The organism is Providencia sp. PROV197 (assembly GCF_028479625.1).
GTDB lineage: Bacteria > Pseudomonadota > Gammaproteobacteria > Enterobacterales > Enterobacteriaceae > Providencia > Providencia vermicola.
In genome coordinates this window covers 104,820-116,630 of record NZ_JAMPNZ010000016.1, presented here as the reverse complement: position 1 = coordinate 116,630, position 11,811 = coordinate 104,820, and the positions used below count along the sequence as shown (strand labels likewise).

The 11,811-nt window shown below is 41.8% G+C and carries 12 protein-coding genes, 1 other RNA gene and 1 pseudogene; 8 read left to right on the top strand and 6 right to left on the bottom strand.

Annotation, left to right across the window (positions count from 1 at the left end; translation table 11 throughout):
* Positions 1–81 precede the first annotated feature (81 nt).
* Positions 82–465 (bottom strand): autonomous glycyl radical cofactor GrcA, encoded by a 384-nt coding sequence (gene grcA, locus PR808_RS09310; RefSeq protein ID WP_206082525.1) that lies wholly within the window; start codon positions 463–465, stop codon positions 82–84.
* 384 nt (positions 466–849) lie between these two features.
* On the opposite strand from grcA, the gene ung reads away from it, so the two are divergent.
* The gene (gene ung / locus PR808_RS09305) at positions 850–1,530 is read left to right on the top strand and encodes a uracil-DNA glycosylase (protein ID WP_272539176.1); all 681 of its coding nucleotides are present in this window, start codon (positions 850–852) and stop codon (positions 1,528–1,530) included.
* Between the two features lie 55 nt (positions 1,531–1,585).
* Here ung and grpE read toward each other — a convergent pair whose 3' ends face one another.
* Positions 1,586–2,179, bottom strand: coding sequence for a nucleotide exchange factor GrpE (grpE, locus tag PR808_RS09300; RefSeq protein ID WP_206082527.1), 594 nt, complete (start codon positions 2,177–2,179; stop codon positions 1,586–1,588).
* Positions 2,180–2,280: 101 nt separating this feature from the next.
* On the opposite strand from grpE, the gene nadK reads away from it, so the two are divergent.
* The 3 genes from nadK (at position 2,281) to bamE (ending at position 5,417) form a co-directional block, all read left to right on the top strand.
* Positions 2,281–3,180, top strand: a complete 900-nt coding sequence (gene nadK, locus PR808_RS09295; RefSeq protein ID WP_272539175.1) for an NAD(+) kinase — start codon at positions 2,281–2,283, stop codon at positions 3,178–3,180.
* 85 nt (positions 3,181–3,265) lie between these two features.
* Positions 3,266–4,927, top strand: coding sequence for a DNA repair protein RecN (gene recN / locus PR808_RS09290; protein WP_272539174.1), 1,662 nt, complete (start codon positions 3,266–3,268; stop codon positions 4,925–4,927).
* A 112-nt stretch (positions 4,928–5,039) separates the two neighbouring features.
* On the top strand, positions 5,040–5,417 hold the full coding sequence (gene bamE / locus PR808_RS09285) for an outer membrane protein assembly factor BamE (protein WP_206082529.1): 378 nt from the start codon (positions 5,040–5,042) through the stop codon (positions 5,415–5,417).
* Between the two features lie 170 nt (positions 5,418–5,587).
* Here the strand turns inward: bamE and PR808_RS09280 are convergent, their stop codons facing one another.
* The gene (locus PR808_RS09280; protein ID WP_206082530.1) at positions 5,588–5,884 is read right to left on the bottom strand and encodes an RnfH family protein; all 297 of its coding nucleotides are present in this window, start codon (positions 5,882–5,884) and stop codon (positions 5,588–5,590) included.
* Positions 5,877–6,311, bottom strand: coding sequence for a type II toxin-antitoxin system RatA family toxin (locus tag PR808_RS09275; protein ID WP_206082531.1), 435 nt, complete (start codon positions 6,309–6,311; stop codon positions 5,877–5,879). The genes PR808_RS09280 and PR808_RS09275 overlap by 8 nt, the downstream gene beginning before the upstream one ends.
* A gap of 153 nt (positions 6,312–6,464) precedes the next feature.
* Here PR808_RS09275 and smpB point away from each other — a divergent pair, with 153 nt between their 5' ends.
* The 4 genes and pseudogenes from smpB (at position 6,465) to rlmF (ending at position 10,342) form a co-directional block, all read left to right on the top strand.
* Positions 6,465–6,947, top strand: a complete 483-nt coding sequence (smpB, locus tag PR808_RS09270; RefSeq protein WP_206082532.1) for an SsrA-binding protein SmpB — start codon at positions 6,465–6,467, stop codon at positions 6,945–6,947.
* Positions 6,948–6,995: 48 nt separating this feature from the next.
* Positions 6,996–7,359, top strand: a transfer-messenger RNA (tmRNA) gene (gene ssrA / locus PR808_RS09265).
* 182 nt (positions 7,360–7,541) lie between these two features.
* Positions 7,542–8,772: pseudogene (locus tag PR808_RS09260) on the top strand (integrase domain-containing protein).
* Between the two features lie 604 nt (positions 8,773–9,376).
* Positions 9,377–10,342 (top strand): 23S rRNA (adenine(1618)-N(6))-methyltransferase RlmF, encoded by a 966-nt coding sequence (gene rlmF, locus PR808_RS09255; protein ID WP_272539173.1) that lies wholly within the window; start codon positions 9,377–9,379, stop codon positions 10,340–10,342.
* A 510-nt stretch (positions 10,343–10,852) separates the two neighbouring features.
* Here the strand turns inward: rlmF and PR808_RS09250 are convergent.
* Together PR808_RS09250 and PR808_RS20700 are read right to left on the bottom strand one after the other, a co-directional pair.
* Entirely contained in the window at positions 10,853–11,488 is a 636-nt protein-coding gene (locus PR808_RS09250) for a hypothetical protein (RefSeq protein WP_272539172.1), read from the bottom strand.
* Positions 11,489–11,538: 50 nt separating this feature from the next.
* Positions 11,539–11,727 (bottom strand): AbaSI family restriction endonuclease, encoded by a 189-nt coding sequence (locus PR808_RS20700; RefSeq protein WP_442960056.1) that lies wholly within the window; start codon positions 11,725–11,727, stop codon positions 11,539–11,541.
* Positions 11,728–11,811 lie beyond the last annotated feature (84 nt).

The window sequence follows — 11,811 nt, the reverse complement described above, 5'->3', positions numbered from 1 at the left end:
TAGAGGTAAATAAAAAGCCATTGATATCAATGGCTTTAGAATTTATTATACTGTACTAGATGTAATAGTGTTTAAACTTTATTACAGGCTTTCAGTGAAAGTACGAGTAATAACATCACGTTGTTGTTCAGGGGTTAATGAGTTAAAACGAACCGCATAACCAGAAACACGGATAGTTAATTGTGGGTATTTTTCTGGGTTTTTCACTGCATCTTCTAACGTTTCACGGCTTAATACGTTAACGTTTAAGTGCTGCCCACCTTCTACACGTACAGTTGGCTTCATTTCCAGTGGTACTTCACGATACTCAAAAGCACCTAATTCATCTTTATCAACGATTTGGCCTTCATTATAATCTGCTTTAGCACAAACACAGCGAGCTTCATTTTTCTCGTTATCCAGTAACCAGAAAGAATTCAGTAATGCTGCATTATCAGTTTTAGTAATTTGAATACCTGTAATCATGTCGACCTCCACGTTCGAACTTGATTGCGCCCGATTTTTTATATCAATCAAAGCTGCATTAACCATCAATCTTATGTAAATTTGCAATTGGATATTTGGTCTAACCAATGTCTATAGGTATTTTATACCAGCTCAATAGGTCACTTTCTTTGATATTTATCAATTATTCCGTATAGCAATTAATCAAACCCATTCAACTTTATGATTTAAATCAATATTCACCATAATGAAATCTTAATTATTTTTATAAATTTTCAAATTAATTTGAAGCGTAATTATAAAGATCAGGGCTTTATCTCTGCCCAACGAACCAGTAAGCTTATTACCATCATTTGGTTCAGTTATAAATTGCGCCAGCCAACATTCATTGTTATGGAAAATTTCATGTCAAATACCATTACATGGCACGACGTCATTGGCCCCGAAAAAGTAAAACCGTATTTTAAAGAAACATTAGCCTATGTCGCGCAACAGCGCCAAGCAGGTAAAATCATCTATCCCCCGCAAGATGATGTTTTTAATGCTTTTCGCTATACCGAACTTGCTGATATTAAAGTCGTTATTTTAGGTCAAGACCCTTACCATGGTCCAGGCCAAGCCCATGGATTGTCTTTTTCAGTTTTACCTGGTATTAAGCCACCACCTTCCCTAGTAAACATGTATAAAGAACTCGAAAAAGACATCGCAGGGTTTACGCGACCATCACATGGTTATCTACTGAGTTGGGCTCAGCAAGGTGTATTACTACTCAATACTGTACTCACTGTTGAACAAGCCCATGCGCATTCTCATGCACATTTAGGATGGGAAACATTTACAGATAAAGTCATTGAAGCAATTAATGAAAATACGGAAGGCGTGGTCTTTTTACTCTGGGGTTCACATGCGCAGAAAAAAGGGAAAATCATTGATACCAAACGCCATTATGTTTTAAAAGCACCTCATCCCTCCCCGCTTTCTGCGCATCGTGGCTTTTTAGGTTGTGGTCATTTTTCACAGACTAATGAAATTTTAACTCAGCAAGGTAAAGCGCCAATTGACTGGAACCCAGTTATTAACGAATAGCTGCATATTATAGGTAAGCAAAAAAATGGGATACACATGTATCCCATTTAAACAATTATTTCGAAACAATAACCATTGCAGGTCTGAGTAATCGGTTATTTAACGTATACCCTTTTTGCATCACATTAATCACATGATTAGGTTGGTGGTCAGGTGATTCAATCATTGTCATTGCTTGGTGAACTTCAGGGTTAAATGGCACATTCGCATCCCCCACAGGTTCGATACCAAACTTAGCGACAGCATCTAAGAACGTTTTCAGCGTTAAATCTAGCCCTTCTAACATGGCTTTAGATTGCTCATTATCGCGATCAGCAGCATCGATCGCACGCTCCAAATTATCAATCACAGGTAAAAGTTCATTTGAGAATTTCTCAAGTGCAAATTTATGTGCTTTTTCAATGTCTTGCTCTGTACGGCGACGAATATTTTCGATTTCAGCATGAGCGCGTAACATTGCTTCTCGTTCGGTCTTTTGTGAAGCAGCTAATTGCTCTTCAAGCTCAGCAATACGCGCTGCTAACGCTTGTTCGTTTGCTTGTGCATCTTCTACTTGCTGGGAGTTCACTTCTTGCTCTGCTTGAACTTTTTGTGATTCATTTAACTCAGAAGCTTGCTCATCATGCATGTTTTGGTCTTTACTACTCATGAATATCTCCGCGTATTTAGCATTAATCCCATATATGAGAGTATTATGGGGATCTAATACAGGGATTCAAGGGAAGTCATACAATGAGAGGCCAAAAAAGTATGCAAAAGGACAATAATACAGCACATTCTCACTTCAAAACGATAGGCATTGTCGGGCATCCAAGGCATCCTGAAGCGTTAGCAACCCATGAACTGATTTATCACTGGTTAATTTCAAAAAATTACCATGCCATTATCGACAAACAAGTTGCTAAAGACTTGAAGTTAATGAATGCGACAACTGGCACATTAACTGAAATTGGCCAACAAGCCGATTTAGTCATCGTCGTGGGGGGGGACGGTAACATGTTAGGTGCAGCCCGTATATTATCTCGCTATAACAATAAAGTTATTGGTGTGAATCGTGGAAATTTAGGTTTTCTAACTGATCTTGACCCCGATAATGCCTTACAGCAACTTTCACGCGTGCTTGAAGGCGAATATCGTGAAGAACAACGTTTTCTGCTTGAAGCTCAAGTGATCAAGGCTAATCAAAAGGCGCGTAAGAGCAGTGCGATAAATGAAATCGTACTCCACCCTGGGAAAGTCGCTCATATGATTGAGTTTGAAGTTTATATTGATGATAAATTTGCATTCTCACAACGTTCTGATGGGTTAATTATTGCCACACCAACAGGCTCAACAGCCTACTCTCTATCGGCAGGAGGCCCTATTTTAACCCCTAATCTGGATGCCATTGTCTTAGTTCCCATGTTCCCGCACACACTATCTTCTCGTCCTTTAGTCATCAGCAGCGACAGTAGCATACGCTTGAAATTCTTACGTACAAATATTGATTATGAAGTCAGTTGTGATAGCCAAATTATGCTACCAATTCAAGATGGTGAAGAGGTTATTGTAAAACGTAGTAATAAAAATCTAAATTTAGTTCACCCTAAAGATTATAATTACTTCAATACGTTAAGCTCAAAATTAGGGTGGGCAAAAAAAACTTTCTAATTATTTTACTTTGCCTCTTTACTGTATAAAAAAACAGGATAAACTGTATGAAAACACAGGTGTGTATTTTTACAGGAGAGCGCAGATGCTTACTCAATTAACTATCAATAATTTTGCTATCGTTCGTGAATTAGAAATTGATTTTCGTAGCGGTATGACAGCCATCACTGGTGAAACTGGTGCGGGTAAATCTATTGCAATTGATGCGCTTGGCCTGTGTTTAGGTAACCGTGGTGAAGCCAATATGGTTCGTCCTGGTGCTCAACGGGCTGATCTCTGTGCCCGCTTCTCGCTATCTGATGCAAAAATGGCCGCAAATTGGTTAGTAGAACACCAACTTGATAACCAAAACGAATGTTTATTACGCCGTACTATTGCCTCTGATGGGCGCTCAAGGGGCTTTATCAATGGTATATCGGTTCCCTTATCTCAACTCAGAGAATTAGGCACCCTATTAATCCAAATTCATGGCCAACATGCTCACCAACTGTTGCTTGATAATATTCATCAAAAATCCCTACTTGATGCCTATGCAAATCAGCAAGAATTGCTTGTACAAATGAAAAAAGCATGGCAATCATGGCATGATTCCTGTCAGCAACTCGCCGTATTTCAAAAGCAAATGCAAGAACGTGAATCACGTCAGCAACTGTTGGATTACCATTTAAAAGAGCTCAATGAGTTTCTTCCTGTCCAAGGTGAATTTGAGGAAATTGACCAAGAATACAAACAACTCGCCAATCATGGTCAATTTTTAACGATTGGGCAAAATACAGCACAAATTTTGTCTGAAGATGATGGTGCCAATGTTATCAGCCTGCTAAACATGGCAAAAAATGAATTAACCGACCTTGTTGCACTAAACCCTAAATTCTCAGGGTTACTTGATATGCTCGAAGAAGCATCAATACAAGTCAGTGAAGTCAGCGATGAAATAAAACATTATTGCGACCAATATGAGCTCGATCCTAATCGCTTGTTTGAACTTGAACAGCGCATTTCTAAGCAAATTAGCTTAGCCCGCAAGCATCGCATTGCTCCCGAGGCTCTACCTGAATTATTTCAACAGCTTTCATCTGAACAAGCGCAAATTGCCAACCAAAACGAAGATTGTGAGGCACTAAACGCGCAAGTCTTTGCTGACCACCAAAAAGCACTCGCTTGCGCAGAACGCTTGCACCATGTTCGTTTACATTATGCACAAGAACTCAGCACACTTATTACAAATAGCATGCACCAATTATCAATGCCTCATGGCTTATTCACTATTGATGTAAAATTTATACCAGAACAACTCCAAATTGATGGCGCTTGTAAAATTGAATTCAATGTTACAACCAATCCAGGACAGCCACATCAAGCACTAGCAAAAGTCGCTTCAGGTGGCGAACTTTCACGTATAGCTCTTGCTATCCAAGTGATTACTGCGAAAAAAATGGATACCCCCGCATTAATTTTCGATGAGGTTGATGTTGGTATTAGTGGCCCTACCGCTGCCATTGTGGGTAAATTATTACGTGAACTCGGCGAATCGACGCAAGTGATGTGTGTAACGCATTTACCACAAGTTGCGGGATGTGGTCATCATCATTTTTATGTGAGCAAAGAAACAAATGGCATTGAAACTGAAACTCACATGCAATTATTAGACAAAAAAGCAAGATTACAAGAACTTGCAAGGCTTCTAGCAGGTTCTGAAGTCACAAAAAATACGTTGGCAAATGCAAAAGAATTGCTTGCGGCGTAATTTTTGACAACTTTTTTGCGCTCATGTGGTCTTAGAGTCGATAAGGAAGGTTTTAAAATGTATCAATGTCGATTATCATTGATGTTCTGACTCCAAAAGGAATGAGATATCCATGCGTTATAAATTGTTAACTGCTGCTGCACTATCACTCGCATTAATGTCTACGGGCTGTTCAATGATGGAACGTCTTGTCTATCACCCAGACATTAACCAAGGTAATTACCTCACAGCGAAAGATGTTGCTAAGATCCAAAAAGGAATGACACAGCAACAGGTCGCTTATACTTTGGGCACACCAATGTTATCCGACCCGTTTGGTACTCAAACCTGGTATTATGTATTCCGTCAAGAGCTGGGGCATGATCCAGTCAAACAAGAAACTCTGACACTTATTTTTGATCGCAATGGTATTCTTACTGACATCAAAAATGAGAAGAACCTTGCAGCTCAGGAATCGATGGAAGCTGCTGAGACTAAAACAGCTGACTAATAATGCATATGCATTGATATAGAACTAAAAATATAGCTACCTATAACTGGGCCTTGGCAGGTAGACGTGTGTTTTTATAAATGTCTGATAATGCCTTCTGAGCTATAAAGTCACCGCTGATATAAACAAAAAAACCGAGCAAATAGCTCGGTTTATCAATTAACTGCAGTTTAATTACTTTTCGATTCTTTCGATTTTTCAGCACGCTTACGGCGTAATTCTTTCGGATCTGCAAGCAAAGGGCGATAGATTTCAATCCGCTCCCCATCCTGTACAGTATCAGAAAGTTTTGCAGGACGACTATATATCCCTACTTTATTTTTTTTTAAATCAATATCGTCACGCAGTGAAAGAATACCTGAGGCGATAATTGCCTCTTCTATTGTTACACCTTCAGTAAGCTTTACGGATAGTAAATATTGTTTCTCTGGCAGTGCATACACCACTTCAACATTAATATCAGACACTATAAACATCCTTAGCTCTTAATGTAAAAGCCTGAACCATATTATTAGCAAGTTCTTTAAATATTTTGCCAAATGCTAGTTCTATCAGTTTATTGGTAAATTCAAAATCAAGATGAAACTCAATTTTACAAGCATCCGCACTGAGAGGAATAAACCTCCACCCGCCAGACAACTTACTAAACGGCCCTTCTACTAATTGCATATGTATGCATTTGTTGTCTTCAAGCACATTTTTAGTGATGAACGTTTTGCTAATTCCCGCTTTGGATACCTCAACAGAAGCCGTCATTTCCTCAGCACTATGACTGATAATACGACTCCCCACACACCCAGGTAAAAAGCTTGGGTATGAAATTACATCATTTACGAGTTTATACATTTGTTCTGCGCTAAAAGGGACTAACGCAGAGCGACTAATCTGTGGCATATCAATTCCTATCCCTAAAAACTGGGCATATAATAGCACTATTGATTGGTTAAACAAAAAACAAAACCCATACAGGGCAAGAAATGCACAATCAAAAAAATATCAACGCAGAAAGATTTCTTTCGACTCAGCTTACAGTATAATGATTGCACTATGACAAAGAAAAAACCATATAAACCCGGTTCAGCAACAATTGCTATGAACAAGCGTGCTCGCCACGAATATTCTATCGAAGAGGAGTTCGAGGCGGGTTTGTCCCTACAAGGTTGGGAAGTTAAATCACTGCGTGCTGGCAAAGCCAACATCGGTGATAGTTACGTATTACTGAGAGATGGCGAAGCCTATTTATTTGGTGCTAACTTTACGCCTCTTAACGTTGCTTCTACTCATGTTGTTTGTGATCCAACACGTAGCCGTAAACTATTGTTAAACCAACGTGAATTAGACACCCTTTATGGTAAAGTCAACCGTGAAGGTTACACCGTCATCGCACTTTCACTCTATTGGAAAAATGCATGGTGTAAAGTAAAAATCGGTGTTGCAAAGGGTAAAAAAGCCCACGATAAGCGTTCTGATATCAAAGAACGTGAATGGCAACTTGATAAAGCACGTATAATGAAACATTCTAATCGCTAAGTCCTAGCTTTATAGGATAATTTTCTGTTATACTGCGTTCAACAACTTGGGGCTGATTCTGGATTCGACGGGATTTGCGAAACCCAAGGTGCATGCCGAGGGGCGGTTGGCCTCGTAAAAAGCCGCAAAAAAATAGTCGCAAACGACGAAAACTACGCTTTAGCAGCTTAATAACCTGCTTAGAGCCCTCTCTCCCTAGCCTCTGCTCTTAGGACGGGGATCAAGAGAGGTCAAACCCAAAAGAGATCGCGTGAATGCCTTGCCTGGGGTTGCAGCGTTAAATTTAATCAGGATAGTTTGTTGATGGCGTGTCTGTCCGCAGTTGGCAAATGAATTTAAAGACTAGACTAAGCATGTAGTACCGAGGATGTAGAAATTTCGGACGCGGGTTCAACTCCCGCCAGCTCCACCAAATTATCTTCTAAGGACGTCCAAAGAAGACTGAAAAGCCCGCTAACTCAATGAGTTGCGGGCTTTTTTATGTCCTGTGCAGTCTGATGTCACCTAATTAAATCCAATCATCTTAGGCACCTTGATAGGCACCTCGTTAACCTTTATAGTTTTTGAGGTGCCTAAAAACAATGGAACATCAAAATGGCAAGACAAACCAAACCCTTATCAGTAAAAGAGATCGACGCAGCAAAGCCAAAACAGAGTGATTATGTCCTCTATGATGGCGATGGATTAGAGCTATTGGTTAAATCCAATGGAAGCAAGCTGTGGTCATTTCGCTATACTCGCCCTCTCACTAAAAAGCGAGCTAAAAAGAGCCCCTGCCGTCAGCCTTGCTGATGCACGTAGTTACCGCCTTGAAGCAAGAACACTACTCGCTAAGCAGATAGACCCACAAGATCACCATAAAGAGCAAGTCCGTAACGCCTTAGAAGCAAAGGCAAATACCTTTCAACTAGTTGCTGAACGTTGGTGGGAAGTGAAGAAGTCCACTGTAACCGAAGATTACGGTAATGATATCTGGCGTTCACTTGAACGAGATGTGTTTCCTGCCATTGGTGACATCAGCGTTACTGATATCAAAGCACATATATTGGTGCAAGCAATACAACCGGTACAAGCCAGAGGTGCATTAGAAACCGTTCGTCGCCTATGTCAGCGCATTAACGAAGTGATGATCTATGCTCAAAATAGTGGCTTGATTGATGCCGTACCGAGCATCAATATTGGTAAGGCTTTTGAAAAACCGAAGAAAAAGAATATGCCAAGTATCCCCCCTGATCAGCTACCAAAGCTCATGTAGACAATGCGAACCGCTAGTATTAGCCTATCTACCCGATGTTTGTTTATGTGGCAACTGCTCACTATGTCCCGTCCAGCCGAAGCCGCTGAAGCCCGTTGGGATGAAATCAACTTTGAAACCAAGGAATGGAAAATACCTGCTGCTAGAATGAAGATGAACCGTGAGCACACTGTTCCATTATCTGACGCTGCTTTAGCTATTTTAGATCTAATGAAACCATTAAGTGGTAACCGTGAGTTTATCTTTCCTAGCCGTATCAAGCCGACTCAACCCATGAATAGCCAAACCGTCAATGCTGCATTAAAACGTGCCGGGTTTGGTGGTGTATTGGTTTCTCACGGTCTTCGTTCAATTGCTAGTACCGCACTCAATGAACAGGGCTTCCCACCCGATGTTATCGAAGCCGCCCTAGCCCATGTTGATAAAAATGAAGTTAGGCGTGCCTATAACCGCAGTGATTATCTAGAGCAAAGACGCCCAATGATGCAATGGTGGGCTGATTTTATTGAAGCGGCTGATAGGGGAAGTATTATAGAAGGCGGGATAAGGCGAATATCGCTAGCTGGGTAGTTTATACGCCAGTTCGGATTTGAGCTGGCACTGTAACCGCACAGAGTTATACGTCTTCAAGGTATCTGCTTTATGCCAATAGCGGATGTTGTTTAAAGATAAGCTAGTTATGTGCTACAAGGATGCTTTTGTATTACTAAATCGATATGTTCTGACTGATCTGCTTTAATCAAACAGGACACTTTAATAATGGAATATAATCCAATTATCTGCAGGTATTATTAGTTGGACGATTTACATTTTGTGTTAGTTGTTCCATGGTTGGCGTTAATCTATTCAATTTGGTCAAATCAGTTTATTGAATCTTACATCTAGGCAGTTTATTGCTTAAAACGGACGGTATATATCCTTATTCATTCAAACTGCAGGTTGGTTGGCCGCACTCAGCCAGCCGGGTCACATACTGATGTATATTCCCAGCCTATCTTTCCTTGCCGTCTTCCTGCAACTTGAATTACGTTGGGTATAAAGAGTAGGACATTCCGGCATAAACTCTGAATGCAGGCTTAATACGGTTTCATCCCGAGCTGTTAGCTGCAACTTGAAAGCTATAGGGTATATGGTATCGTACGCGTCAGAAATACCTTTAAGAGAGCCCTTCACGGTGGAAAAAAAGAAAACCTTCCTGCAGCAGAAAAGCGGCTTGCACCCGCGTAACCGTCATCGCTCACGCTATGATTTCCCGGCGCTGATCGCCAGTTGCCCTGCACTGGAGCCGTTCGTCAAGCCGAACGCCTGGGGCGACATCTCGGTAGATTTTGCCGATCCTGCGGCGGTTAAAATGCTCAACCGTGCGTTGCTGCAACATTTTTATGGCATCGAACACTGGGACATTCCCGCCGATTATCTGTGCCCGCCGATCCCCGGGCGTGCCGACTATTTACACCATCTGGCTGACCTACTGGCGACCAGCAACGGCGGCGAGTTCCCTCGCGGTAAAGGCGTGGCGATCCTTGATGTGGGTGTTGGCGCCAACTGTATTTATCCGATTATTGGCCTGCGTGAATACGGCTGGCGTTTTACCGGTTCGGAGATTAATCCGATATCGCTCAATTCGGCCAAAATGATCGTGGAGATGAATCCGACACTGAGAAACAGCGTACGCCTGCGTTTACAAAAACAACCCGAATTTATTTTGAACGGCATCATCGGCGTGGCGGAGAAATTTGATGCCACACTGTGTAATCCACCGTTCCACAGCTCTGAACAGGAAGCACAAGCCAGCACCCGTCGCAAACTGCACAAACTGGGTAAAGGCGAGGTAGCCGACACGCCGGTACATAACTTTGGCGGCAAAAATAAAGAGCTATGGTGTGAAGGCGGTGAAGAAGCCTTTGTGCGTAAAATGGTAGAGGAGAGCGTTAGCCTGGCGCAAAACTGCCTGTGGTTCACCTCGTTGGTTTCTAAAAACACTACCTTGCCTTCGATTTATCACGCGTTGAAGCTGGTGGGTGCGGCCGAAGTCCGTACCATTGAAATGGCGCAGGGGCAAAAAATCAGTCGCTTCGTGGCCTGGACTTTCCACGACGCACAACAGCAGGCCGCCTGGGCGGAAGAACGCTGGCGTTAATTTCCCTAGTGCCGGTTATTTAATCGGCACCGATAAAACTTCGCATTTCTCTTTCAATTTCTACACATCCCATGAGTCTCCTTTCCTCCCTCCTGTTTTAAATGACTAGCAGAACTAGGCAGTACTCACTGCAGCATTATTCATCGAATCCGTTTCTGCTAAAATCTATCGTACATGAAGAGGCTCAGACGTAATTCACGGTCAAGCAGCTTAGCCAGCCCCCATTTATTGGTGCTTAGAATTGTTCGTAATCCTCTATCAGCAGCGAAAACATCAGGTGGGGGCTAGGTAATACAAGTGGCAGCGACAATGTATTGATAACCTGTTTTTTTGGCAACTTCATCATTTATGCCTATGTTGGGTTAATCAGATTAACCTTCCCGATAAACAAGGTCCTCATTCACCGAGCGTGAATGTCTATATATCGCTCTTTCAGGATAACAGACATTATTAAATCCCTACGTCACAGGAGATTTAATTATGGCTGAGCTACAAAATGCAGAACTACTTTTATGTTGTATAAACCTTGATGCGTGTATCTATCCGCTTGAAAACGTTAACGCCTTCAGATGATAGCTGCTCATCTTGAGTGAAAACACCAAGAAATCGATATAGCGTCCGGTTCAGCTCATCACGAGAGTGAGCCATTACGATACGATAACGCCACGTTTCCCTATAGTTACGTGTTGGATTAAGACTTTTTTCCGTTATCAGGTCACCATCAATGGAAAGTGAGTTGTCCCACTCCCCCGCCTTATACAAACGCGGAAACCAAACCATTACATCTCCGTCCAAACCGATTGCTTTTACAACAGTCTCTGGCACTCGCCAACTACCTGACTGGTGGTGTCCTTTATCTCCATAACCAAAGCACTGCAAAGCATCCTTGTGATATCGGAATGCAGCGTAAGGGCCTACTTCAATAACGCCTTCGTCAATATGCTTTTGAGCAGTATAACGGGTGCCATAGTCCCAAGAACGGAACACGCCTTGTGCTTTCTGTTGAGCTTTTATATCCCTAACAAGAACAATGAATTCGTCAACAAGATGATTAATCTTGTCCAGTGTCGTGTTATGAGCTGGAATTCGTTTTTCAATAAAGCCTGTCGCTTCCATGATGTCCAAACGGCGGATTCCGTCAGCCATTTTAGCTTCATCACTATCATGGTGCGCCTCGTCTATTTCAAGATACAGCTTCAGCTGCGGAAAAGCAGGTCTGTGAGATAAATCTTTCCGGAGTGCCCTTCCTTTCGAATACACTGCTGGCAAACGAACTCAAGCTCAGGGTCACTCAACCTGTGAAAAATGCGGTTGATGATGTAGTGTTCCCAGCGCTTGTGAGAGATTTTTGATAGTGCCCGAAGGATATAATCATCTTTACTCATGCTAATACCATTTAAAAGCAAATAAACAACCAGACAAAAGACTTAACTTGGACGCCTGTTTTCGCAAGCGTAATATCAAAATAG

Bases quoted from the DNA above. Each gene is read 5' to 3' on its own strand.
- grcA (WP_206082525.1), bottom strand. From the start codon at position 465: ATGATTACAGGTATTCAAATTACTAAAACTGATAATGCAGCATTACTG.
- ung (WP_272539176.1), top strand. From the start codon at position 850: ATGTCAAATACCATTACATGGCACGACGTCATTGGCCCCGAAAAAGTA.
- grpE (WP_206082527.1), bottom strand. From the start codon at position 2,179: ATGAGTAGTAAAGACCAAAACATGCATGATGAGCAAGCTTCTGAGTTA.
- nadK (WP_272539175.1), top strand. From the start codon at position 2,281: ATGCAAAAGGACAATAATACAGCACATTCTCACTTCAAAACGATAGGC.
- recN (WP_272539174.1), top strand. From the start codon at position 3,266: ATGCTTACTCAATTAACTATCAATAATTTTGCTATCGTTCGTGAATTA.
- bamE (WP_206082529.1), top strand. From the start codon at position 5,040: ATGCGTTATAAATTGTTAACTGCTGCTGCACTATCACTCGCATTAATG.
- PR808_RS09275 (WP_206082531.1), bottom strand. From the start codon at position 6,311: ATGCCACAGATTAGTCGCTCTGCGTTAGTCCCTTTTAGCGCAGAACAA.
- smpB (WP_206082532.1), top strand. From the start codon at position 6,465: ATGACAAAGAAAAAACCATATAAACCCGGTTCAGCAACAATTGCTATG.
- PR808_RS09250 (WP_272539172.1), bottom strand. From the start codon at position 11,488: ATGGCTGACGGAATCCGCCGTTTGGACATCATGGAAGCGACAGGCTTT.
- PR808_RS20700 (WP_442960056.1), bottom strand. From the start codon at position 11,727: ATGAGTAAAGATGATTATATCCTTCGGGCACTATCAAAAATCTCTCAC.